Raw genomic sequence first — 23,862 nt, 5'->3', positions numbered from 1 at the left:
GCTGACGAAGGCGCTGTCAGTGCAGGATCTCGACTTCCTCGGCTTGATCGGCCGGGGTCTCCATGACTTGCGCCGAGGAGCTCTCCTCAGGCTCTCTGCGCTGGGGGGCGAGGCCTTCCCATAGGCGATGCTGAAGCGCTGTTTCTTCGCGCAGACGGGCATTGAGCGTATTCAGCCCGTGGTTTTCCGCCAAGGTAGTACGGCGGCCCAGCAGGGAGGTGCCAAGGCCTGCTCGGCCTTCGTGTAGCGGTAATCCCATGGCGTCCAGTATGGTGGGAAACACATCCAGCATGGTGGCTTCGCGGCGTATCCGCTGGGGAGTCACCCTGTCGCCCAGCATGATCATGGTATTGTCGCGATCCAGCACCGTCAGTTGGTCCCATACCGACACGCGCATGGTCAGGTGGTCGCTGAGCACCACCACCAGCGTATTCTCCAGCAGGTTTTCTGCTTCCAGCCGTTCGATCAGATCGCGGGCCAGCCAGGCCGAACACTCCACTGAGTAAAGAATGTCCTGGCCATCGAAGGCCCCTTGACGGTCAATGCAACGCTGGGCGGGAAAGCCGCTGGGGGCATGGCCCGCGATGCTCAGGTTGACCACTGCCCAGGGGCCATCGTCTTCACGGTTCAAGCGGCGTATTTCGTCGACGGTGAAGTCGTAGAGGGTATCGTCATAGAGGCCCCAGCTATTGAGATACTCGGGGTCCTCCATGTCCGTGATGAAATCCTCCTTGCCCTTGACCGTGTCGAACTGATGCCCTCGGTAAAAGAGACCTTTCCCCGCAAACTGCGTGCTGGCGCCACCCAGATAGCTGAGCCGATAACCTTGACCTGCCAGAATGTCACCCAGGCAGTCTACGCCAGGCACGACCTGGGAAAGGGGTTCGAACTGGCTGTCATGCAACAGGCCAGCAGGCATCAGGGGAACGCCGCACTGGCTGGCGATCATCCCGGCCATGGTCCAGCCGGTGTTGTCCATTTGCTGCACACCTTCGAAGACGATGCCACGCTCACCCAGCACATCCAGGTCATCGTAGGCGTTGCCGAATATGTCGTGACGATAGGTACGCTCGAGGCTTTCCAGGTAGAGGAGCAGCAAGTTAGGTGCATTGGGCTGGTCTTCCAGCGGTGGCTGAACGTAGCGCCGATCCAGCCAGGCCCCGTCATCGGTCACGATGGCGGCACTGCGTTGCCCCAGCCCATACAGCAGCGGGTTCCCGGCTAACAAGGCAATGGCAAAAAAGCGTTCGGTCAGACGCCAACGCTGGTCGTGGCGTGCGATAGAGATGACGGAGATCAGCATGGCGAGCACGACCAGCGTATACACCACTGCCATGACCATTTTGCCGCCACCGCCATGGTCGGCCATGCCCGCTTGCAGATGGAAAAATACCGCGCCCAGGTCCACACTGCCAAAGCTGTCGACCAGGTAGACGTAAATGCCAAACAGGCTCAGCGGTAGCAGCGACCATGGCCAGACGGGGCGGTAGCGGGCATTCAAGGGAGCACCCCAGCGCAGCTTGAGGCCTACCAGCATCCACACGGTGGCGGTGATGAAAAGCGTCCACCAGGGCAAGCGCGTCAAGACAGTAACGGCATAGCCCAGGCTCGCGCCAATCACGACCAGCGGTAGCCAGGGAGTCAGGGGGGGTGACTTGGAAGCGAGCATGCCATGTCCCTTTTCGTCGCTTGCTGAATGAGCCTGTTAGCTTACCAAATCTCGACGTTCATGGTCGTGGTAGCATGCAACGAAACTGGTCATGAAGCATGAGCGAATGGATCGCTCATCTCGTTGTTATAGATTCGTTGATATAAATTCGCTGGGATAGGTGAACTGTGACTATTGCTGCTGTGTTGATCGTCAAAAACGAAGCCCACCATTTGCGTGAATGCCTGGAAACGCTCACCTGGGCCGATGAAATCGTCGTGCTGGATGCGGGCAGCCAGGATGCTACCTGCGAGATTGCCCGCGCGTTCACGGACAAGGTCCATGTGAATGCCGACTGGCAGGGGTTTGGCATTCAGCGCCAGCGAGCAGAAGCCCTAGTGAGCAGTGAGTGGATTTTGATGGTCGACGCCGATGAGCGCGTGACCCCTGAATTGCGTGACAGCATTCAGGCCGCCGTTCAGCAGCCGCCTGCTGCCTACAGCGTGAGTCGGCTCTCCTGGTGTTTTGGCCGTTTCATTCGCCACTCGGGCTGGTACCCAGACCGAGTGCTGCGTCTCTACCCGAAAGGTCAGGCAGGGTATAACGCCGCGTTGGTGCACGAGAAGCTGGTCGTCGACGCAGGCCTTGCCGAAAAGCCGTTATCCGGCGACCTGCTTCACTACACCTACCGCGATCTGCGCCACTATCTGGAGAAATCCGCCCACTATGCCCAGGCCTGGGCAGAGCAGCGGGCTGCGCAGGGCAAAACGGCCACGCTATGGCAAGGCATTCGCCATGGTCTGGCCTGCTTTCTCAAGATGTACGTGCTCAAAGCCGGGTTCAAGGATGGCAAGCAGGGGCTGCTGCTGGCTCTGCTCTCTGCGCATTCCACGTTCGCCAAGTACGCCGATCTATGGGTGCGTACCCAAACCGCCGAGAAGCAGCGCTGAGATCTGGTGGGCTGCCGCGTCGAGATCGATGGCAGTCATGTCCTGTGTGTCAGCGCCTGAAGGCGGGCTAAACGCCAGGCGCTTTTCCGCCCGGTTGCAAGTTTGCCAGCGCAGCGGCGTGGCTGAGCGCTTGGCCGGATAAAAGCCCGCCGTGGCGATGTCCAGGCAGCCTGCAATGTGCAGCGGGCCGGTCGAGCCAGCAATCAGCATGTCCGCTCCGCCTAGCTGTAAGGCAAAGGCGTCGACACTTGCGGTGTCGGGGAAGTGGTCTGCTTCAACACCCTGTTTGGCTAGCTGCTCCCTCAACTCTTGTGCCTGAGGCTGCTCACTGGGGCCAGCGCTGATCAGCCAGCGTAGTGGCAAGTGCTGGCACTGCTGGTGAACGTGAGTAATCAACTCGGCGTACTGCGCTACCGATAGATTCACCGCCGAGCCGCCACTGCCAGGATGAACTACCACCACGCGCTCTGACGTATCGTTTATCAACGCTTGGCGCTGTGCATGGCGCAGTGCGTCATCCAGCGGCCAGAAGGGTGGTGAAGGCAGGGTAGAGAGTTTCAGAGAAAGGCGTGCCAGCAGCTCACAGGCCAGATCGACGTTGTACTGGTACTCGGGTTTGGCGGACTGGGAGCGACGTTGGCGCACCCGCACGTTATAAAACACCTGGGCCCATTTGGTCGCGGGGGCAACGCGCAGCGCAATGCCTGCTCTCATGCCCAGCCAACCGATACGCGGCGTCGAGAACAGCGTTAGCAGGGCATCGAATTTCGATTGTTTCACGTGAAACAATAGCGCTTGCTGCGCCGCTTTATCGGCCTGGCTACCGGGGTCGATAATGACCTCATCGACCCATGGGCACGCGTTGGCTAACGGGGCCGTATAAGCGGGCACCAGCACCGTAACGTGGGGCGCAGGCGATGCCTGTTTCAAACACGCCAAGGCTGGCCACGCCAACATAAAATCGCCGATTTTGTCGTTACGCACGACAAGCAGTCTCTGCGCCATGATTTAGGCCCCATTAATAGCAGCCTGTATACTACAAGAGATTTTAAGGATTGTTTAACAGTGGGCGGCTAGGTGGGGCAAGCGATGGCAAATAAGGTACTGCAACTGTGTCTTTCCGATGGTAAAGGCGGAATGGAGCTATACGTAGACCGAGTGATAGAAGACCTGCTGGCGGAAGGCTGGGACGTCATCGGCATCTGCCTGAAAGACACCAAGGTAGAAACTTACATGCAGCGCAACGGAGTGCCGCATAAGGCCTTTGCTAGCAACGGGCAGGCGCTGGTCAACCTGCTGTCGATACGTCGCTGGTTGAGGGAGGAAAACATCTCCGTCATTCACTGTCATAAATCGAGTGATCTGCGCCTCACTACGCTGTTAAAAGCGCTGATACCAAAGTTGAGAATACTTTATACAGATCACGTTGGCGGTCAGCGCCCTAAAAAAAGCCCCTATCACCGTGTTGCCTATGGCAGCGTTGATCGTGTGCTATCTATTAGCCAGGCAACGTATCAGCGCAATATTCGCAATTTACCGCTTCCCCAGGAGCGGGTGGTTTGTTTACCCCACGGAGTCGATATCGATAAGTACCAGCCCAATCGTGACCCCGCTGCCATTACGGCTAAGCGCGAAGCGCTGGGTGTACCGGCAGACGCGGTGCTCATCGGGCTTCCGGGCCGGGTGACGCCTGGCAAAGGCCAGGACGTCTGGGTAAACGCGCTGCTAGCGCTTGACCCCACGCTTCACTTTTATGCGCTCTCTATCGGTGGCACTGACTATGCGTCAGGTGGCGTGGAAGCGTTCTATGCCGAGCTGCAGCGCACCATCGCGGGCACGCCGCTGGCGGATAAAATCACCTTTCTAGGGCATCGCAGCGACTTGACGGAGATTCTGCCCGTGCTGGACGTGGTGTGTATTCCTTCGGAAAACGAAGCGTTTGGCCTGACGATCATCGAATCCATGGCCTGCGGCATGCCGATCATTGGCTCGAATACCGGGTCGTTGCCGGAGCTAGTGGATGCTGATTCCGGCGTGTTGGTAGGCCCGTTTGACGTGCCCGCCTGGCGCGATGCCATGGACACGCTCATTCGTGATGCGGCCACACGTCAAGCCATGGGGCGTGCCGCGCGGCGGCGCGTGGAGGAGCACTTCAGTAACAAGCAGCACGTGAAGCGCTTAATGGAGATCTACTCAGTGTCGGCATAGCCTGCGTAAAGCGGTGCCATTAGGCGCTTCTCTTGGCTAGGGGCAAACTTCACCACAGACCGTTCCAGCCGCTGCAAGTTGCCCGCTTGCCATTTGCCCGGCGGGCGCAGTCGGCAGCGGTCGAGATCGATGAGCCAGGGCTTGCCTGCCTCATCCACCAGAATATTGCGGGCGTTGAGATCCACATGATCAAGCCCTGCCTGGTGAAACCGCTTGATCATGGCGCCTACGCGCATCAACAGCGCCTCGTCTGCCTCTTCGGCGCTCAGTAAGGAGGCGAGCGCTCGGGCGCCCGGGATGCGTACGGTCAGCAGAGCCGCCTCATAGGTCAAACCGAACCGAGTGACGCAGCAGGCCACTGGGCGAGGCACGGGAAGCCCTTGCTCATACAGCGAGGCGGTCAAGCGCACTTCACGAAACGCTCGTGTGCGCTCTGCCCCCAGCCAGACATAGCGCTGCTTGTTGACCTTGGCGATGAGCCCGCCGCGCTGGTAAGGGCGCAGCACCCACTGCTCATGGTCGCATGCTTGCAGGAACAGGCTGCTGCCACGGCCGGGTGCTTCGCCGACTACCAGGCCTCGCGATTGCCAGTAATCTGCCTCGAACAGCGCCGTGCTCAGTGGGTGAGTCGGGGAGGACAGTTGGTGTGATGCGCAGGCGTCACTTAAACTGTCTGCATCATGTAAAATCAGCCCATTTTTCTGCTGGAGTGCCGCTAAGCGCATGAAGCCCTCTCTGCCTGCTCAACCAAACCATATTGCCATTTTGCGCCTCTCCGCGTTGGGAGACGTGTGCAATCTCGTGCCCACGGTGCGAGCGTTGCAGCGCCAGTGGCCGCATGCGCGCATTACCTGGATTATCGGCAAGGGGGAGCACAGTTTACTGGCCGGGCTTTCCGGGGTCGAGTTCGTCGTGTACGACAAAGCGACCGGGCTTGCCGGCATGCGGGCCATCTGGCGTGAGCTGGCCAATACCCGCTTCGACGTGCTGCTGCATATGCAGCAGGCCATTCGTGCCAGTGTGCTCTCGCTCGGTCTCAAAGCCAGCGTCCGGGTAGGGTATGACAAGGCCCGTGCCAAGGACGCCCAGCACTGGTTCACTCAGCACCAGCTAGCCCCCCACGAGAACGCCCATGTGCTGGAGTCGTTCATGGATTTTGCGCGTCTGCTGGGCGTCGAAGACGAGCGTCTGGAGTGGAATCTCGCGGTGCCTGCCGTTGCCTACGAGGAAGCCCGGGCGATCAGTGGCGACACGCCTTATTTGGTGATCAACCCCTGTAGCAATGCGCGCTTGCGCAATTTTCGCAACTGGTCCGTGGAAGGGTATGCCAGCGTGATTGAACATGCCTGGGTACAGCATGGTCTCAAGAGCGTGCTCACGGGGGGCGGCAGCCCCCTGGAGCGTGAAATGGGCGACCATATCGAGGCGCTCTGCCAGCCGGGGAGCGTCATCAATGCCATCGGCGGCACCTCGCTGAAGGGCGTGCTGGCGCTGATCGATAACGCTCGCGCGGTGATTGCCCCGGATACGGGTCCTGCGCATATGGGCAACGCCATGGGCACGCCGACGCTTGGCCTCTATGCCACCACCAACCCCCAGCGGGCTGCGCCCTATCTGTGGCGCGATTTTGCCGTCAATGCGTATCCCGATGCGGTACGCACCTATCTGCATAAATCGGTGGACGAAGTGAGCTGGGGGCAGCGGGTGCGGCATGCCGATGCCATGGACCTGATCAAGGCGGACGACGTCATTGCCAAGTTAGACGCGCTGCTGGCGCATAGCGCAGCGCACACCACAACAGGACTCTCGGATGAAAGTTGATCTAACCGCCCTGGAACATGCCCGCGTACTGGTGGTCGGGGATGTCATGCTCGACCGCTACTGGCATGGCGGCACCTCGCGTATCTCACCGGAAGCGCCGGTGCCCGTGGTACGCGTGGAAGATGCCGATGACCGCCCCGGCGGCGCGGCCAATGTGGCGCTCAACGTGGCGTCATTGGGTGGGCACGCCGCGCTGGCGGGCCTGGTGGGAGAGGATGACAATGCCGAGCTGCTCACCAAGCGCCTGGCGGCAGCCAATGTAAGCACTTACTTCCAGCGCAGCCCTGATGTCCCAACGATTACCAAGCTGCGTGTAATGAGCCGTAACCAGCAGCTGCTGCGCCTGGATTTCGAGCAGCGCCTCGATAGCGTGGACACCAGCGCCCTGCTGGCACAAGTGGAACAGGCGCTGCCCGAATGCGACGTGGTGATCCTGTCGGATTACGGCAAGGGCACGTTGAATCAGGTCGAGCGGCTGATCGAGATGGCTCGCCAGCACGGCAAGCGGGTACTGATCGACCCCAAGGGTCAGGATTTCACCAAGTACCGGGGAGCCAGCCTGATCACTCCTAACCTGGCCGAGTTCGAGGCCGTGGCGGGCCCCTGCGCCACCGACGCTATCCTGGCCGAGCGTGGCGAAGCGCTGCGTGCCGAGCTGGCACTGGAAGCGCTGCTGATTACCCGCAGCGAGAAGGGCATGACGCTGATCCGTGAAGGCCATGCACCGCTGCACCTGCCCACCCGTGCCCAGGAAGTGTTCGATGTCACGGGGGCTGGCGATACCGTGATTGGCCTGATGGGCCTGGCCCTGGCCGCTAACCATGCGCTGCCGGAAGCCATGATGCTGGCCAATCTGGGCGCGGGCCTGGTGGTGGCCAAGCCGGGTACCGCCACGCTCTCCATTGCCGAGCTTTACACCGCGCTGCATGGCGACAAGCTGGCCGAGTTCGGCGTGATCGAGCCAGCGCCTCTGATCGATGCCGTTCGCGCTGCGCAGCTGCGCGGTGAGCGGGTGGTGATGACCAATGGCTGCTTCGATATTCTCCACGCAGGCCATGTGGCCTACCTGGAACAGGCCAAGCGCCTGGGTGACCGGCTGGTCGTGGCGGTGAACGACGATGCGTCCATTGGCCGGTTGAAAGGGCCGAAGCGCCCCATCAACCCGTTGAACCGACGGATGCAGGTGCTGGCGGGGCTCGGCGCGGTGGATTGGGTGGTGCCGTTCAGTGACGACACGCCTGCCGCCCTGATCGAGCAAGTATTGCCGGATATTCTGGTCAAAGGCGGCGACTACCGCCCCGAAGACATTGCTGGCGGCAGCGCCGTGATTGCCAACGGGGGCGAAGTCAAGGTGCTGGGCTTCGAGGATGGTGTTTCCACCACGGCAATGATCAGCTCGATTCTGGATCGCGAAAGTTGATGACCGCCCCCCGCTGGCCACGGCTGGCCTATTCGGCTGTGCTGTATGGGCTGGCGCCCTTGATTGGCTGGCGCATCTGGCGTGAGCAAGTCCCCACTTGCTCACGACTCCAGCGGCTGGGACTGCGCCTTGCACCACTCCCGCCCGCGCCGCGCCTTTGGCTGCACTGTGCTTCCGTGGGGGAAGTGCGCGCCGCACGCCCGCTGATCGAAGGGCTGCTGGCGCGCTTTCCTCACCACAGCCTGCTGCTGACCACCATGACGGCTACCGGCGCCAGACAGGCACAGGCGTTGGTAGCAGAACAGGAGACTGCCGACCAGACGCGCCTTGCCCACCGTTTTTTGCCGTTGGATTTTCCCGGCGCGGCCAGGCGTTTTGTGGCTCGCGTACAGCCGGACCTTGCCATCCTGTTTGAAACCGAGCTGTGGCCGAACCTGCTTCACGCCTGCCATCGGCAGGCGGTGCCCGTTGCCGTAGTGAACGGCCGACTATCGCCCCGCGCGTTTGGCCGCTACCAGCGTTTGCGCCCGCTGATGCAGGGGGCCTTGGCCAACGTGACGTGGCTGGCTGCCAAGTCGCCAGAGGACGCCGAGCGTTTTCACGCGCTGGGCTGTGCGGCTGAATCCACCACCGTGGTGGGGTCACTGAAGTTCGAACAAGCCTTTCCTGAAAGGCTATTGGAAGAGAGTGAGTACTTACTTAATGTGTGGGGTCAGCGTCCAGTGTGGGTCGCGGGCTCTACCCGAGACGGGGAAGAAGCGCTGCTGCTGGCTGCCCATCGTCAATTGCTCACGCGCTTCCCCGCGGCGCTGTTAGTGCTGGTGCCCAGGCATCCACAGCGGTTTGATGAAGTGGCGGCCCAATGTGAGCGCGAAGGGTTCAAGGTGAGTCGTCGAAGCCAGCAACAGCCCGTCACGCCCGCCACCCAGGTCTACCTGGGGGATACGCTGGGCGAGCTGGCGACGCTGTACGCTGCGGGCAGCGTCGCCTATGTGGGGGGGAGTCTGGTGCCACTGGGCGGACACAACGTGTTGGAACCTGCTGCGCTGGGTAAGCCCGTGCTGTGTGGTCCATCGCTGGAGAACTTCAGCGATGTTGCCGAGCCGCTCTTGGCGGCCAAGGCACTGACGGTGGTAGCTTCCCACGATGCGCTCGCCAGTGCGCTGGTAGATGCCTTTGCCCACCCGGCCCGTGCCCAACAGGCGGGCCAAGCGGGCAAGGCGGTCATTCAAGCCCAGCGCGGGGCGCTCGCACGTACCTTGACGGGCATTGAGCAGCTGATCCCGAGGCCTTCCTGATAGTGGGCACTCACTCTCTTCATGCTCTGGCTGCTTACCGATGGGGCTGAAGCATGAAGGTCTGGAAGGTGAGTTGCTCAAACTCATGATCGAGTACCGCAAGCCCCACCAGCGATGTAAACAGCAGCGACAGCGCATAGCCATAGCCGTAAAACACTGGGCCCAGCATCTGGCTGAGCAGAGTGAGTAGCACGTTGGCGATGAAGAACAGCAGGCACAGCCAAAGCGCAGGCTTCAGGCGGTCGAGATAAAACAGCACGTTCAAGATGGCCATCAGCAGCACTTGTATGGCGACCGCCACGATGTCGATGTTGAACAGCGGCAGATACCAGTGGGAGAAGCCGAGCCAGGTAAACAGGGTTGGCCCACTGAGTAGCAGGGCCATGACCGTCATGCCCTGCACCTTGAAGATGTCGTAAATGCCATGCCGAACACTGGCCACCATCTCGCCGCGCAGATCTTCAATGTGCAGCAGCGTATCGCCTTGGCGTATGGCGTCGTAGTAGGCCTGGCAGCGCTCTGCAAAATCCGTTTCCATACGCATGATGAACACGGCCATGCCCGGTACGATGGAGAGGTAAGCCAGAAAAATGGGCAAGTCGTAAATGGGTGAGGCGCGCAGCGGGCCAATAATGGTTTCCGAGGTGCCAGGATGAAACCAGAAGACGAGCTTATCTGCCCAGATACCGAGCTGATAACACAAGCCAATCGCCATCAGCGCCCGATGACACTGTCCAGCCCGGTGCAGGTCAAAGGCCCATAGCCGATCGCTGGGATAGTGGCGAATCACCATCGCCAGCAGCGTAAAGAGCAGCAGGCTCTGACCCAGCACAAAGCCGCCTAGTAATCCGACTAGCCCGTAGCTGCTCAGCAGCATGCCGCCCACAAAGGTGGCGCCGTAGCCAAACGCAAAGGCCCACAAGACCTGGCGATACGCTTTTACGCCGGCAACGAACACCGTGACGCACCAGATCATGCTCAGCACGATGAAGCTGATCAGCATTTCAAGCTGATAGAGCCAAGGCGTGTCTTGAAAGGTGAACCATAGAAGGCTTGCCCCGACGCTGGCCGCGACGAGTACCACCAGCGTGAGCAGGCCAAACAGGTTCGGCAGAATCGCGCTGTCGCGCTTTTCAAAGAGTCGATCGGCCACAAAGCGGGTAAACAGCAGCTGCACCAGTGACGTCAGCAGCAGTGAGCTGGCCACCAGCCAAGTGACCGAGACCAAAAACTCCGTCACATGAGCACTGCCGCCAGGGCTTGCCGCCGTCGACAATACCCCTAGTGCCATCACTGCCAGTATCGACAGTACCCAAGGGCCAGAGCTGATCAAGCCTGCGTAGCCATACGCACGCAGCAGGCTGACGTAACTGTCCTGGCGCAGTAACCGCCGAAGTTCGAAACCAATGCCCGCCATGACCCCTCCTCCAATAGCTATTGGCGCCTGCCCAGCGCGGTGAACAAGCGAGCCGCTGCCGACATCGGAATGGCGGTGGGCGACATGACCTCGTCATACAGCTGCTGATAGCGCGTCATCATCAAGGCGTCTGTGTAGTCGGCCTCTACGCGGGCTATGCCCGCCGCGCGAGCGTCCAGCCATCTAGCGGGCTGCGTCAGCAGTTGCTCCATGGCATGGGCAGTGGCCATGGGATTGGCGATGGGCACGATCTGCCCCGCCGCCTGTTGGCGTGTCGCGTCGCCGGTCACCAGCTCGCGGCAGGCACCGACATCGCTGCACACCACCGGTATGCCCGCCGCCATGGCTTCCAATACCACCAGCGGCTGGGCTTCGCTGATGGAGGTCAGCACCACCAAGCGCACCTGGGCCAGTATCTCCTCGGTACGTTGGAAGCCGAGAAATCGCACCTGCTTCTCTACCCCTAGTTGCTGGACCAAATCGCGGCACTCCTGGGCATAGGCAGGATCTTCACTGTCGGGCCCGACAATCCAGCCTTGGGCATCAGGGACTTGGCTGATGAGCTGGCGCATCGCGCGAATGAAGGTCTTGATATCCTTGATAGGCGTCACGCGCCCCAGTAGCGCCACAATCGGTTGCTGATTGTTGGCGGTCGCGCTGCGTAGCGGGGCGAAGCGCTCGATCTGAATACCGTTGGGAATAATTCGCGTGCGCGCCTTCTCGGCACCGTCCTGTATCTGCCGTAGGCGGTTGCCTTCGTGTAGCGTGGTAATGTGCGAGGCGCTGGCATAGCTCATGCGGCCAAGGCCCTGGAAAAAGCGAATCCACATCTGGCGAAGGTAGCCCGTATCGATCTGAAAACCGTGTGAAAGCGCGTCGGTGGAGGTTTTGATCCACTTCGCTTCCAGTAGATCGATTTGTCGCTCCTTGGTGTAAATGCCATGTTCGGTAATCGCGAAGGGGAGGTGATGAATATGGTGCGCCAGTGCGCCGAGAAACCCCGCGTAACCGGTGGATATGGCATGTAGGCAGCGCCCTTTAGGCAGCCCTTGCGCAATGCTGGCCAGCAAAAACAGTGGCGCATGGATATTGCGCACTGACCAGAAGTAGTCGATGAAGGAGGGCTCGGTGACGTGGGTGAGGTAGTGGTCAACGATTTGCTGCCAAGCCGCTTGGCTATGCAGAAAATCCTCCCGGCTCAAGCCGCCCCGCTGGCCAATCATTTGCGCTACATCACACAGGGCACGTAGCGGGTCCTGCTGCTCGGGGTTGCGCAGGTTGTCGTGCAGTTCACGCACGGTGTTGAACGTACTGGCTTTGCCTTGACGCGCTTTGATGACCGATAACGAAGGCAGGTCGTCCATCAAATAGTGGCACTCCAGATGCACGACGTTTGCGGGCCGCTCAAACAAAATACCCTGGTAGTGATCAGGGCGACCACCCAAGAAGACCAAGGCAAAGCGCAGGTGGGGAAGCCCTCGAATCAGCTGATCCACCCAGGCACTGACGCCGCCCCGCACCATGGGGTACGTGCCCTCGAGCAGCAAAATGACATCTGCCGGTATATCGTGTTTACCCAACGTGGGCCATGTCATCGCCAATACTCCATCAAGGGGTGCAGCACAGGGTGTTGGGCGGCGCCAGGGCTCAGCCGGGCAAGCTGCGCCTGCATGTCGTGATAACGCCGTGTCTGGAAGGCCAGCTCAGCGCGGTAAGAGGCCAGGTCATCCTCCTCCATGCCTAGCAATGCGCACTGCGTAAACGCGGCTTCTGCGCTGTCGAACGCTTTCAGTGCCAAGCACAAGCGACCGCGTAACAGCTGGCGATGGGCGGAGTTGGCAAGCCGAATGGCGCTGTCGATCTCACTCAGTGCCTGGGTCAGATAGAACTGTGCCGTGCTGCCCTGAGCGAGATGCAGGTAGTCGTACTCCCAGTTCAGCATGGCGAGCGCTTCGGCATGATGGCCATGTGGGTCACCGTGCTGGTCACGGGTGGCTGTCAGCTGCTGAATACGCTCGTCTAAATCACGCTCGATGCCGCTCAGCATGGAGTAGGCCAGCAAGCGCACATCATCGGTCGGGTCTGCCAGCCCTAAACGCAGTAGGCCAATGGCCTGCCTTGGCGGCAAATGGCGGCAGGCCAAAATCGCTTCTTGTCGAGCTACCGGGCTATCAGTGAAGTTAAGGATGCTGGTGAGTCCCTCGCGCATGGCCATCGAATCCGCGCTGGGGGGCGTCAGGGGCCGATAGGGTAGCGGCGGCAAGTCCAGCGTTTGCCAAGCGCGGTCACGTTCCGGTGCCGCGAAGTAGAGCGCTGGCAATACGGCCAGCAGTAGCCCTACCAAGGCAATGCCTGGCAACAGGAACAGCAGCAAGAACAGCAGCAAAAGGCTGCCCAATACGGGCTGCTGATAGTGGAGGGGGAGCGCCCGCCGAAGGCCTTCGGCCAGCAAGATGCTTCCTGCCGCGTGTCCGGCCAGGAGCGTCAGTGAGGGTGCCCCAAGGCTGGCGCTCCCGCTATCCACGACCCAGCTATCCACGACCCAGCTATCCACCACCCAGCGGTTGGCTACCCACCCCTCCATGCCCAAGCCCGCTACCAGCCAGCACAGGCTTATCAACACGCGCCAACTGGCATGGGGGGGCGCATCAGGACGGCGCATGGGACACCTCTGGGGGATTGCGAAGCGAGAGGAGTTTTTTGGCCGATAGCCGCCCATCAATCACTTGGTAGCCGAGGCGAATGGCCTGACAGGCTTCGCCAAGGCCAGGCTCCGAGGCAAAGAGTTCCTGCAGCCGCTCTGCGTAGATGGCAAAGGCGCGTGGCTGGGTCAAGGGGAGGAGTACATGAAGGCGCGGGGGTAGGTTTGCCTGATGCACCACCCAACTACGGTCCAGGCCGCGCTGTTGGCGTACCACGCTGTCGATGATTCTTTGAATCTGCAAGTCGTTCAGCGGCTGTGCAAAAGCGATGGTCACAAGCAGCGAGGTGAGCTGATGCTCTCGTGCATGGCGTACCCATTGAGCGACCACGGCATGCTGGTCGCCACTGTTTCCTTGGCCAGGGTGCTGAGTATGGTGAAGCATATCTCCAAGCTGTGCCCCAAGCACCGCCAGCAGGTGTAGATGCCCGCGATGAAAATCGATGAAGGGCATCGAGGTCACTGCCACCACCGCGTGAATATGCTCTTCGACATCGATCAGCGGAACCACGGCGAGCAGGGGGGCGTTATCCACATTGAACCCTTGGGTCATGGCGCTTTTCAGGCAGATCATGCGGCGTTGTTCCAGGCAGGCCGCCAGCATCGAGTCATGCCAATCCAGGGACTTTTCGCCCCCAAACCAGATCGCTGCGTGAGGTAACAGCCGCCGCTGTTGATTCACCGGCAGCAGGACGGCTTGCTGGATGCGTGTGTGCAGCGCCAAGAAGTTCAGCAGCTCGCCACCATGCTGCGCCAAGGGATCCTGATGCGAGGAGAGCGACAGGAATTTCTCTTCCAGTGCCCGTAGCGCATCTCGCAAGGTAAACGGATTGGCGGCCAGACGTTCGGCTAGCTGATCGTGGGAGACCCGCAGCAGCTGATAGTGGCGCACGAACTCTTCCAGGCGAGTCGATTGGGCACGGTGCAGAATGGCCATTTGCTGCAATCGCCGCCGCCATACGTCCGCCATTTCACCCGCCACCATGCCTACCAGAATGAGCGCAACGGCAATGGGTAGCCGCTGAGCACGCTCTGCCAGTACATCCCCGTGGTACCAGAACCCTTCCAACCCCATGATGGCAACGCTGAGCAACGCACTGCCAAAGCCCATGGCAAAGCCATAGCGCATCCCCACCAGTAGGGGGGCAATGGCCAGCAGCCAGGTCAATCCGCTACCCAGCAGCAGCGGGTCGTTTGGGTTAATGATCCAGCCAATCACGGGCAGCGCCAGGGTGATGACGAGGGATTCCAGATAGCGCAGCCAGCGAGGTGCAAGCGCGGGTTGCAGTTCGTCGATGTGCGTGGCCATGGCAGACCTCTCTATTGCAAAGGCAGCGTATCGACGAGATCCGCCATGAGTTTTTGCGCGACGCCACTGGTGCTGCTGAATCCCCAGCCAGTGCGCGCCCCGCTGGCGCTCCACACGATCTCGCCGCTATTCACATCCACCACTCGCAGGCTGATGCCAATCGCCGGTTCGCCATCCAGCCCCGCCTTGTATTGCCACTCATCCACCGAGCCGGTCACGCCGTAGCGCACGCCTTGCTGCTGGGCCCAGGCAAGGACCGCCTGGTAGTCCTGGTCGCTAGGCAGGCTGAGCAAATCCAGGGCGCTTGATCGCGGCGCTTGGCGGAGCGATTGAATGCCACGTTGCTGTAGCAATGTGACCAGACTGGCTTCCGCCTTATGCCCGGCGAGCGGTGTTTCAGAGTGATTGGCGAGGGGCAGCAGGGCCCAGCTGGCTTGTCGGCTGATAGGGTCGCTGCGATGCACGTCAGTGACAGCGCAGCCGCTCAACAGCAGGCCAAGCAGCGCCAGCCAGATCAGGGGGCGTGATAGATAGATTTGCATGGCAGTATCTCCGAGGGCGCTTGAGCGGCGCCGCAAGCAGTGGGGGAGCAACGGCATGGCCGTTGAGTGACCTGTGGCATGGCTAGTGTCCCAGGAAGTAGTGATAGGTCAGCGATACACCCAGGTTGGTATCGCCTTCGCTGCCAGACCCTTGATCCGCTTCCAACTGCAGGCTGAGCGCATCGTTGCCAAACAGGCGGCTGCCTATGGCCACGCGAGCGTTCAGCCCAATATCGTTATCGGGCAGCCGATAGCCTGCTTCCAGCCCGACTTCCAGCATGGGAGAAGCCAGCTGTGGCGAAGTGGCGTACGGGTCGCCGCGCCGCAGTGTGATGCCCACACCCATAAAGCTGCTGCTGTCGGTGAGTAAATCGGGGGCTTGGGTGTCCGCGGTGAGCCGCCGCTGAATATCGTCAGGCAAAGGGTCGTCGATACGGTAGTCGGCGTGATTGGCGAGCAGGCTGATCTCCAACTGCCGCGTTGCCCCTTTGATCAGCGCATGGCGCCAGGCGGCATCTACCCGGTAGCCACTCCCGAGGCTTGCACGGGTTTCTCGGCTGCGCAGGTCGATATGGCTGGCGTTGAGGGTCAGGGTGTCGCGGGCAGTGGGCGTCCACTCCAGCTGGGCTCCCAGGCGATCTTCGATGGCCAGTAACCTCAGGCGCTCATTGATCTCCGAGGTCTGACTGATCTCCCCATACAGCGTACCGGCAAGGCGCGACGTGGCCTGCCAGCGCTGCGCCGCGCTGCCATGAGTGCGGTTGACCCGGTCTGTTTGCAGCTGGCCTACGTGGAGCGTGGTATCGAGCCTGGGGCCATTCCAGCCCAGGGTTAATTCGGCTCCGCGCTCATCGGTGATACCGCTGCTATCAACGTCATTAGCAGGCACATCCAACTGGCGCTGTACCAGCGTTAGCTGGCCCCAAAAGCGCTCGCCGCCGAGTTGGTAAACGGCGTCTTGCTCGGCAATCTCCAGCTCGCCCAGGCGTTGATAGGAAGCGCTGCTGGATAGCCGATGGGGCATTTCCTGGGCGAGCTCTACGAGGTCCTGGCGATGGTCTTCCCCTGCATGGGTAAGCGTTTCGGCAAGCGCTCGGGCGTCCTGGCGACGGTCAAGCTGGCGCATAATGGCCAGCCGGTCGGTGGCGGAAAGCGTGCGGCCCAGGTCACTCTCCAGCAGCTGTTCTAGCGTATCGCGATCATTTTTTTCCATGGCGACGGCGAGCACTTGCCATGGCGGGCTGGGATAGCCCAGGGCCTGGGCGCGCAGCAGTAGATAACGGGCATGAAGTGGACGCTGCAGGGCGAGGTTGGCGTCGAATAACCACTCGCTATCACTGGCTTGCACGGGCGTTGTGGCAAACGCGTCAGCGACGATATGGTGATACCAGCCACGCACGCTGTCTGGGCCCTGGCGCTGGCCGACCAGTGCCATGACTTGGTTCTGTTCACGGCGCTGCTCACTGCTCAGCGGTGTGTCGAGGTCTTTCATCAGCCCTGGTGAGAGCTGGCTCAGTGCCGCGATACGGCGGGTAAAGGCAACGTTATGCTGGCCGCTTTGATCCAGCGCATCGGCGTAATAAAGCTGCTGCCAGTCATCCAGCACGCGGGCGTCGCTGGCCAAGGCGTACCACATCAGGGCCTGGTCCAGATTGCCTAAATAGCGATGGCCCTCTGCCATCGCGCTCATCATGGTGGGCGTATTGGCAGCCGTGGGCTGCCACTCTGCGAGGCGTTGGCGCAGCACTTCCGACTCGCCTGCCGCAGCCAGGGCGTAGAGCATTCCCGCCTGTAGGCTAGGGTCGTTGGGGGAGAGTTCCAGGGCGCGCTGATAAGCCGCCAAGGCCTCGTCTGGGGCACGCTGAAGGAGCGCTTGCTGTGCGACGGCTCCCCAGTAGTCGGGAGACTGCGCAAACTGCTCTGGGGCTTGTTCGGCCAAGGCCAATAGCGTTTGTGTCAGCGCAGGCTGGCGCTCACGCTGGGCGAGGTACAGCATTTGAATCAAGGCATCGCCATCTCTCGCTTGTGTCCACCGCTGCTCCGACACCCGCATCGCCAGGTCTAACCGTTGCTGATCGGCGGCGGTTTGGATAAGGCGAGAGGTGCCGTCTGCATCGAGTGCCCCCTGTTCAAACAGGGCGGTATAGGCTTCCAGGCTTGCCGCGCTGTCACCTAGCTGCCACGCCAAGGCAGCCCGCTGTTGCCAGTATCCGGTAGCTGTGCCGTGGGCAGCGGGTTGGGCGTTGGCAAGGACATCGAGTGCGCTATCCAGCTGCCAGGTTTGTGCCAGTATGTTGCTTTGTGCCTGAACAAACGCAGGCTGAGCACCGTACTGGGCATTGATGGCCGCCCAGGCCTCGCCTGCTTCCTCCAGGCGTCCGGTTTGCTCAAGCCATGTGGCGGCGCGAATGGCCAGCGACTGGTCGCGAATGCCGGCGGCTTGCCAGGATTGAATGCGGGCGATGGCGGTATCCGGATCGCCCAGCTGTTCCAGCAGGTCTGCCCAAAGCCGACGATCCTCTAGCGTGATGGTGCCATTGCGCTCCAGGCGGGTGAGTGCCTGCAGGGCGACACCGCGTTCACGCACGCTGAGGGCCAGCGCTATCACCCATCGGTCATGGCGCTCTTCGCCTGTCAGCTGTGCCAGCGCTTGCGCACTTCGCATGGCCCCTGCTGCATCGCCCGACCACTGCTGCGTTTGCGCTAACTGCTCCAGATAGCGCGGCTGCTCTGGATGGCGTTGGCGGAGAAGGGCCAGCGCGTCCAGGGCGCTGGCGAGCTCGTTGAGCCCCAGCGCGATGGTGACATGACGCTCCAGCGTTGCAGTGTCGGGCTGTACGTCGATAAGTTGCTGTGACCACGCTAGCGCCTGTTGGGGCTGGCCGTGGGCAAGCGCTAACCGAATGCCGAGATCCAGTAGCTCAGGGTCTCTTGGAAACACGCTGAGGTATTCGCGGGCGTAACCGACGCCGTCGTCGTCCTGGCTTTGCTGTGCAGAGCGCAGCGCTTCTAGCGCGGCAGCCCGACGGGGAGACTCTGGCGATGCCTCGTCAGCTTGGGCGTAAGCAGGGCTCACCAGCCAGCCTAGCCAGCCCAGTGTCACCACGGGTGTTTCCGCCACTTGGTAAGCGCGATGCCAAGCCGCAGCGGAACGGTCTGGGTGCCCGGCTCTTAGCCACCAATGGCCTGCCAGAGAGAGCCAATGATATTGACGCTCCACATCTTGCTCCCCTAACCGCTCGTACAAGGCCGCTGCATTGGCCGGGTGCTCCGTGGCCAGCCAGTAAGTGGCCATGGTTTCCAGATACGCAGAGGGCAGGAGAGCATGATGTTGAAACGCCAGCAGCAAGCGCTGAAAGCTCTGAACCGCGTCTAGCCGCTCTGCATGGTCAGAGGCAATGGCAGCCAACAACTGCCATTCGATGCTGAGTCTCAGCCACTGCACTGTGATATCACGGCTGTCATGCAGCGGTTCCAGGGTCGCTTTGGCGAGCGCAAACTCGCCTACCTGAAACAGCTTGTTGGCGAGGCTGATACGCAGCTCGACATTGCCGGGGTTGGCATTCAGCAGTGCCTGGGAGTACAGAATGGATATCCGGCTGGGCATGCTGTCGCTGTTTTCCAGCATGAGCAGATGATGTGCGGGAAAGAGCAGCACCAGCATCAAGGCCACGACGGCTGCAATGAGACGTAGCGTGAGTGGCCGAATGAGCCGCCGGGCAGGCAGCGCCACCGCTTTACGAACCGTGGGGGCGGGCTTATCGGTTAGCACAGCGCACCTCGATACGCTCACCGCGAGCGCTGCCATAGTGTAGGAAGGTACTGGTGCCGCGTTGCTCCAGGCGTGCATTCGGGGCCGAGACTTGGCAGCCCTGGGTGGCGGCAAGCTCCACCTGCAAAGGCACGTGCTCCGCCGCGATAGATAGCGTGATCTGCCCCGGCGACGTTTGTTGCCACGTTTCAATGCGCCCGTTGGCGTAGCGCAAATGAGGTGTCTGGGGGGCGTGAGGCGAGAGATAGAGCTGGGCACCCGTGGCCCCCGAGAGCGCCACATAGCGGCCTGATGCAATCTCGCGAACACCCGCCACATTCGTCGAGCGCTCTAGATCGGGCCAGCCAAGCGATGTCGGCAGGCGCAGCGTACGCATATGGTGGGTTCCCTGAATCACCCAGCCGCCGTCCAGGTGGCGTGCCACCCCTGTGTGGTACCACTGGGTGGCCACATCGCTCCAGGTGCTGGTGTATACCGGCAGTGTCTCTTGGGTGAGCACATACTCGTACACCTGATGCAGTGCCCGTAACGCCCCGGGGCTGGCGGCCGAATAGAAGTGGTAATAGATATCGATGGGCTTCAAACGGCGAGGCTGGTCGGTAATCTGGTAGGTTTCAATGGCGCGACGATAGCCCCAGAGTGGGCCCAACATGTTGTTGGTGTAGACGTTTTCATTGATCTGCGGTGCGTAGACCTGCAGATAGCGACCCACCGGCCGTAGCATGGGATACACCCGGGTCATGGTGGGATTGCTGTGCGTCACGCTGGTGTTGCCGCCATTGATATTGCGAAGACCGAGCTCGTCGGCAATGGCCAGGGCTTCTTCCGGCGGCAGCGCGTTGCCTGTCCAGAGCACGACGCTGACGGGCTTTCCGGCAGGCGCCAGCGTACGGTTGATATAGTTGGCAGACCCCTCGATTTCTCGACGTAATGAAAACCGATAGTTAGGGATCGGCATGTTGTAGTTGAAGCCTGCCGTGGTTTTCCCTTGGCCGGCCAAATCGTTTTCGTTGAGGCTTTCCCACTCGAAGGGATGGCTGAAGGTATGGGTCGCCACCTCTACCCAAGGCAGGGCAAAGATGCGTCGTGCCAAGGGTTCGAGTACCGAACGATACTGCGGGTAGAGACCGTCTGGGCCTATTTCACCCTCGATGATCGATACCGTCGTAGGCACTTGGTAGCGCATCAGAATATCGGACAGCATCAATTCGCCGGTAAAGGGCGTGCCCGGCAGGTCGGCTCGACTGACAAAGGCGTCGCCATCGATCTGGGTCATCCAGTACCGGGCGCCATTCTCTGTCGTGGCGTCGGGTACGGGAATATCGGGCAGTGCCAGGGCGCGCTGTAAAAATTTGAATGGGTCGAGGTTCCAGCGTTTTTGGTACTCGTTCGCCTCTTCGACTACCCATGGGTAGCTGGCCAGGCCTCCCCAGGCACCGGTAACGATGGGCGCAAAGTGACGGCCAGCGTTATCACGAATAGTGAGATGAGCGGTGAGGCCACTGCCCACCATTTCGTAACTGGTTTGTGGCACGGGGGGTGGCAATGGCATGCCTTCAAAATTGGCCACGTCATCATGATTCACCACGCTCAGGCCCTGAGCAGCAATGCCATGGACTTCACGCAATCCCATCGAGCGGCCCAGCGTACCGGCAATCGGCACCCCCGGTACGCCCACTATCGCGGCCCGTAAGCCGTGCTCCATTTGATGTTGTAACCAAGCGCCGTAGTGGGGAGCGTTGGTGATTGGCTCGTTGAACCATGTCACGACACCGGCGTAACGGCCATGTAGTAGATCGCTGGGCAATGGCCCGTTGACGTCCAGATACTCTGCGCCGTAACCCAGGTATTCCAGTGGCATCGCCAGGTAGCGGTGAGCATTGGTGTACGCCAGCTCTCCGGCTTCCGTTTTAGACTTGTCGAACAAGACCAGCACTCTGCGTGGTATGGGTTCAACAAGTCCCACACCCATTTGATTGAGCTGCGGCACGCTGACCCAGGGAATGAAGCCTTCGGCATGGATACGCTGTGCGGTGGTTCTGGCCAGTTCACGTTGAGCGGCAGGCACGTAATCGATGGCGATGGCGGGTAAGCGGTAGTGGTCACGAACACGGGCGAGCTGCTGGTAAAGCCAGGCCTGGTCATTGTCGGAGACTGCCCCGTATACCTGGGTCGTCGGGTTCCATCCCCGGTAGAGTGACTCTGCGGCCACGCCAACAATCTCTCCATGCACTTGCTCCAGGACTTCAAAACCGCGGTTGAGCAGCAGCTGCATCTCAGGAAACTGCTGCTTGATGGCATGAATAATGTCCACCAGTGCGTCCTGCTGACGCTCGGCGGCTGGTCCATCGGGTGCAAATAAGCGATAGCTGTCTAGCGTATCCAGAAACAGTCCGCGATAACCTGCTTGCCACAGCGGCCGGATGTGCTCTTCAAGAAGGTATGTGCGCCATGCTGGGTGTGTCAGATCCGCCACCTGGCTATTCCAGGCAGCGTTGGAAGCGACGAGCGCAGCAGCGGGCAGCGAAGTAGTGGCACCCCGCCACGCGTCGAGCTCACCGATGCTGACATAGGCAAACGGCTGGCCTCCATGCTGCGCCAGCAGGCGCTGCTCGGCGCTGTCGACATTGGCGGCCTCCACCACGATCCAGTCAAACTGAGAGAGCAGTTCAACCGGGGGCTCATTGCCATAATAGAACGCGACGCTAGGCTGCCGGGCGGGGGAGTCTGCGTAGACGAAGGCGCTGACAAGCCCCAGCAGCCAGCACAGCAACGTGCACATGAAGAGCCTACTCATCGATGCCACCTGTCGTGTCGGGAATTGAAAAGCGGCCTGCTAGGCGTTCAAACGTGTGGGCTCGTCCATGTAGCCCCGTGTTGCGCTGACATGGTGAACCAGCTCGCTTAGTCCTTCTTGCAACGTCCACTTTGGCTCGATGGTCAACCAGTCGTGCAAGCGCTGATTGTTGCCGCACGAGTCGCGAATATCTTCAGCCTTGGCAGGCAAATGCTGGGGAGACATATGGCAGTGAGTCAGTTGTTGCAATAGGTCGATAAGCCCCAGCAAATCAATTTGCTGGCCTGTCGCCACATTGCACACGCCACATTGTGTACTGATCAGGGCTGCGACGTTGGCGCGGGCGATATCGCCGACATAAATGAAGTCGCGTGATTGCAGTCCATCACCAAAGACGAGAGGAGCTTGATGGTTGAGTAAGCGGTCGAGAAAACGTGCGATGACACCGGCATACGGAGAGTTAGGGTCCTGGCGTGGGCCATAAACGTTAAAGTAACGCAGCCCCAGGCTGGGCAGGCCATGCAAGCTACCCAGCAAAGCGGCATAACGCTCATCCACCCACTTTTCCAGGCCATACGGAGAGAGTGGCTGCAGCGCCACCTCCTCCAGCAGGGGCAGCTGTGCGGGAATGCCATAGACCGCTGCGGAAGAGGCATAAACGAGTTTGGTGACCTTTGCCGTGGCTGCGGCATGCATGACGTTCAGCGCACCCAGAATATTATGGGTTGCCGACCCGAGCGGGTCCTCGACAGAGCTTGCCACAGACACCTGCGCGGCTAAATGCAGGCAGTGAGTAATGCCTTTCATCGCTGCTTGCACGTCGTCTACACAGCGGATATCGCCTATGACGACGTCTAATAACGGGTGAGTGGGAAGGTTGCTCAAATGGCCGCTAGATAGATTATCAAGCACCCGGACGCGGAAGTTTTCCTGGAGCAGCAGCTCGACGGTGTGAGAGCCGATGAAACCGGCTCCGCCAGTGACGAGTACGTAATGCGGATACGTTAGCATGGACGTTCTCCCGTGGGGCTCAAAGCAGCCATAAGACCCGTGAAACTCGCTTTGAAACTTTGTGTATCTTTATGTTTAATTCAATTACATTTTGATACAAGAATCGGGAGACTGATATTTCTCACACTGCAGGCAGGCTTCTTCTAAGGAGGGGGAGTGCAGCACATCGCGCCGAGAAAAGAGGGCCAGTCATACTGACCCTCAGAAGGATGTCATGGGCAAATTAGCGTAAGGCCGTGCGCTCTACGCCATCCGCTTTACCCAGCAGCAATACATCGGCACCGCGTGCAGCAAACAGGCCGTTGGTGACTACGCCGACGATGCCATTGATACGCGCTTCCATGGCTACCGGGTCGTCGATCATGAAGTTGAAGCAGTCGATGATCTGGTTGCCGTTGTCGGTGATGACGCCCTGACGGTAAACGGGTTCGGCACCGAGTTTGACCAGCTCGCGGGCCACATAAGAGCGCGCCATGGGAATCACTTCTACCGGCAGGGGAAAGTTGCCGAGCTGGGCGACGTATTTCGAGCCATCGGCAATACAGATGAAGCGCTCGGCGCAGGCGGCGACGATCTTTTCACGCGTCAGTGCGGCACCCCCACCTTTGATCATATGCAAGTGAGCATTCACTTCGTCGGCACCGTCGATGTAAAAGGGGACGTTGCCAACGTGATTGAGTTCGAAGACCTCGATACCCTGTGCTTTCAAGCGCTCTGCGCTGGCCTCTGAGCTGGCCACGGCCCCTTTGAAGCGGTCGCGTAACGCGCCCAAACGATCAATGAACAGGTTGGCGGTGGAGCCGGTGCCAATGCCCAGCACGGTGCTTTTTTCGAGATATGGCTCGATTTCATCGAGCGCGGCATCGGCGACAGCGGCTTTTAGTTCGTCTTGTGTCATGATGGAGTCCAATCAGGGTGGGCAGTCGTCCTTAGTATAACGGCCTGAACGCCCGCTGCCGATGGCAACG

17 protein-coding genes are annotated in these 23,862 nt (G+C 60.5%); 5 read left to right on the top strand and 12 right to left on the bottom strand.

Annotated elements, in window-relative coordinates; genetic code table 11:
• Positions 1–16: 16 nt before the first annotated feature.
• On the bottom strand, positions 17–1,669 hold the full coding sequence (locus tag FEU76_RS14495) for a sulfatase-like hydrolase/transferase (protein ID WP_039179128.1): 1,653 nt from the start codon (positions 1,667–1,669) through the stop codon (positions 17–19).
• A 167-nt stretch (positions 1,670–1,836) separates the two neighbouring features.
• On the opposite strand from FEU76_RS14495, the gene FEU76_RS14490 reads away from it, so the two are divergent.
• Positions 1,837–2,598: a glycosyltransferase family 2 protein gene (locus FEU76_RS14490; protein ID WP_096921735.1), complete on the top strand. Its 762-nt coding sequence runs from the start codon at positions 1,837–1,839 to the stop codon at positions 2,596–2,598.
• Here the strand turns inward: FEU76_RS14490 and FEU76_RS14485 are convergent.
• Complete coding sequence (locus tag FEU76_RS14485; RefSeq protein ID WP_096921734.1) at positions 2,560–3,603, bottom strand: glycosyltransferase family 9 protein; 1,044 nt, start codon at positions 3,601–3,603, stop codon at positions 2,560–2,562. The genes FEU76_RS14490 and FEU76_RS14485 overlap by 39 nt on opposite strands.
• Positions 3,604–3,687: 84 nt before the next feature.
• On the opposite strand from FEU76_RS14485, the gene FEU76_RS14480 reads away from it, so the two are divergent.
• Positions 3,688–4,806, top strand: a complete 1,119-nt coding sequence (locus tag FEU76_RS14480; RefSeq protein ID WP_096921733.1) for a glycosyltransferase family 4 protein — start codon at positions 3,688–3,690, stop codon at positions 4,804–4,806.
• Here the strand turns inward: FEU76_RS14480 and FEU76_RS14475 are convergent.
• The gene (locus FEU76_RS14475; RefSeq protein WP_096921732.1) at positions 4,788–5,531 is read right to left on the bottom strand and encodes a 3-deoxy-D-manno-octulosonic acid kinase; all 744 of its coding nucleotides are present in this window, start codon (positions 5,529–5,531) and stop codon (positions 4,788–4,790) included. The two genes, FEU76_RS14480 and FEU76_RS14475, sit on opposite strands and share 19 nt — an antisense overlap.
• On the opposite strand from FEU76_RS14475, the gene FEU76_RS14470 reads away from it, so the two are divergent.
• From FEU76_RS14470 to waaA, 3 genes are read left to right on the top strand one after another with little or no spacing between them, the layout of a single operon-like run.
• On the top strand, positions 5,530–6,627 hold the full coding sequence (locus tag FEU76_RS14470; protein WP_096921731.1) for a glycosyltransferase family 9 protein: 1,098 nt from the start codon (positions 5,530–5,532) through the stop codon (positions 6,625–6,627). The two genes, FEU76_RS14475 and FEU76_RS14470, sit on opposite strands and share 2 nt — an antisense overlap.
• Positions 6,617–8,047 carry a bifunctional D-glycero-beta-D-manno-heptose-7-phosphate kinase/D-glycero-beta-D-manno-heptose 1-phosphate adenylyltransferase HldE gene (gene hldE / locus FEU76_RS14465; protein WP_081193783.1) on the top strand — a complete coding sequence of 477 codons (1,431 nt, stop codon included), beginning with the start codon at positions 6,617–6,619 and terminating at the stop codon, positions 8,045–8,047. The genes FEU76_RS14470 and hldE overlap by 11 nt, the downstream gene beginning before the upstream one ends.
• Positions 8,047–9,345, top strand: a complete 1,299-nt coding sequence (gene waaA / locus FEU76_RS14460; protein ID WP_096921730.1) for a lipid IV(A) 3-deoxy-D-manno-octulosonic acid transferase — start codon at positions 8,047–8,049, stop codon at positions 9,343–9,345. The genes hldE and waaA overlap by 1 nt, the downstream gene beginning before the upstream one ends.
• Before the next feature lie 34 nt (positions 9,346–9,379).
• Here the strand turns inward: waaA and pelG are convergent, their stop codons facing one another.
• The 9 genes from pelG to rpiA all read right to left on the bottom strand — a co-directional run bounded on the left by pelG (position 9,380) and on the right by rpiA (position 23,792).
• Complete coding sequence (pelG, locus tag FEU76_RS14455) at positions 9,380–10,762, bottom strand: exopolysaccharide Pel transporter PelG (protein WP_096921729.1); 1,383 nt, start codon at positions 10,760–10,762, stop codon at positions 9,380–9,382.
• A gap of 17 nt (positions 10,763–10,779) precedes the next feature.
• Positions 10,780–12,357 carry a GT4 family glycosyltransferase PelF gene (gene pelF / locus FEU76_RS14450; RefSeq protein ID WP_096921728.1) on the bottom strand — a complete coding sequence of 526 codons (1,578 nt, stop codon included), beginning with the start codon at positions 12,355–12,357 and terminating at the stop codon, positions 10,780–10,782.
• Complete coding sequence (locus FEU76_RS14445) at positions 12,354–13,424, bottom strand: HEAT repeat domain-containing protein (protein ID WP_144983939.1); 1,071 nt, start codon at positions 13,422–13,424, stop codon at positions 12,354–12,356. Before FEU76_RS14445 ends, pelF begins: the two co-directional genes overlap by 4 nt.
• Positions 13,411–14,772, bottom strand: coding sequence for a PelD GGDEF domain-containing protein (locus tag FEU76_RS14440; protein WP_144983936.1), 1,362 nt, complete (start codon positions 14,770–14,772; stop codon positions 13,411–13,413). The genes FEU76_RS14445 and FEU76_RS14440 overlap by 14 nt, the downstream gene beginning before the upstream one ends.
• A gap of 11 nt (positions 14,773–14,783) precedes the next feature.
• A complete protein-coding gene (locus FEU76_RS14435; RefSeq protein ID WP_096921725.1) occupies positions 14,784–15,314 on the bottom strand; it encodes a hypothetical protein in 531 nt (176 codons plus the stop codon).
• Between the two features lie 82 nt (positions 15,315–15,396).
• A complete protein-coding gene (locus FEU76_RS14430) occupies positions 15,397–19,086 on the bottom strand; it encodes a tetratricopeptide repeat protein (RefSeq protein ID WP_186299155.1) in 3,690 nt (1,229 codons plus the stop codon).
• A complete protein-coding gene (locus FEU76_RS14425) occupies positions 19,073–21,883 on the bottom strand; it encodes a bifunctional glycoside hydrolase 114/ polysaccharide deacetylase family protein (protein ID WP_260851408.1) in 2,811 nt (936 codons plus the stop codon). The genes FEU76_RS14430 and FEU76_RS14425 overlap by 14 nt, the downstream gene beginning before the upstream one ends.
• A 39-nt stretch (positions 21,884–21,922) precedes the next feature.
• Positions 21,923–22,894: an NAD-dependent epimerase/dehydratase family protein gene (locus FEU76_RS14420; protein WP_144983931.1), complete on the bottom strand. Its 972-nt coding sequence runs from the start codon at positions 22,892–22,894 to the stop codon at positions 21,923–21,925.
• A 223-nt stretch (positions 22,895–23,117) separates the two neighbouring features.
• Positions 23,118–23,792, bottom strand: coding sequence for a ribose-5-phosphate isomerase RpiA (gene rpiA / locus FEU76_RS14415; protein WP_039179177.1), 675 nt, complete (start codon positions 23,790–23,792; stop codon positions 23,118–23,120).
• Positions 23,793–23,862 lie beyond the last annotated feature (70 nt).

This window comes from Halomonas sp. C22 (assembly GCF_007655045.1).
Classification (GTDB): domain Bacteria; phylum Pseudomonadota; class Gammaproteobacteria; order Pseudomonadales; family Halomonadaceae; genus Vreelandella; species Vreelandella hamiltonii.
This window is presented reverse-complemented; position numbering and strand designations above follow the sequence as displayed.

Coding starts and splice junctions, on each gene's coding strand:
- FEU76_RS14495 (WP_039179128.1), bottom strand. CDS start 1,669: ATGCTCGCTTCCAAGTCACCCCCCCTGACTCCCTGGCTACCGCTGGTC.
- FEU76_RS14485 (WP_096921734.1), bottom strand. CDS start 3,603: ATGGCGCAGAGACTGCTTGTCGTGCGTAACGACAAAATCGGCGATTTT.
- FEU76_RS14480 (WP_096921733.1), top strand. CDS start 3,688: ATGGCAAATAAGGTACTGCAACTGTGTCTTTCCGATGGTAAAGGCGGA.
- FEU76_RS14470 (WP_096921731.1), top strand. CDS start 5,530: ATGAAGCCCTCTCTGCCTGCTCAACCAAACCATATTGCCATTTTGCGC.
- FEU76_RS14475 (WP_096921732.1), bottom strand. CDS start 5,531: ATGCGCTTAGCGGCACTCCAGCAGAAAAATGGGCTGATTTTACATGAT.
- hldE (WP_081193783.1), top strand. CDS start 6,617: ATGAAAGTTGATCTAACCGCCCTGGAACATGCCCGCGTACTGGTGGTC.
- waaA (WP_096921730.1), top strand. CDS start 8,047: ATGACCGCCCCCCGCTGGCCACGGCTGGCCTATTCGGCTGTGCTGTAT.
- pelG (WP_096921729.1), bottom strand. CDS start 10,762: ATGGCGGGCATTGGTTTCGAACTTCGGCGGTTACTGCGCCAGGACAGT.
- pelF (WP_096921728.1), bottom strand. CDS start 12,357: ATGACATGGCCCACGTTGGGTAAACACGATATACCGGCAGATGTCATT.
- FEU76_RS14445 (WP_144983939.1), bottom strand. CDS start 13,424: ATGCGCCGTCCTGATGCGCCCCCCCATGCCAGTTGGCGCGTGTTGATA.
- FEU76_RS14440 (WP_144983936.1), bottom strand. CDS start 14,772: ATGGCCACGCACATCGACGAACTGCAACCCGCGCTTGCACCTCGCTGG.
- FEU76_RS14435 (WP_096921725.1), bottom strand. CDS start 15,314: ATGCAAATCTATCTATCACGCCCCCTGATCTGGCTGGCGCTGCTTGGC.
- FEU76_RS14425 (WP_260851408.1), bottom strand. CDS start 21,883: ATGAGTAGGCTCTTCATGTGCACGTTGCTGTGCTGGCTGCTGGGGCTT.
- FEU76_RS14420 (WP_144983931.1), bottom strand. CDS start 22,894: ATGCTAACGTATCCGCATTACGTACTCGTCACTGGCGGAGCCGGTTTC.
- rpiA (WP_039179177.1), bottom strand. CDS start 23,792: ATGACACAAGACGAACTAAAAGCCGCTGTCGCCGATGCCGCGCTCGAT.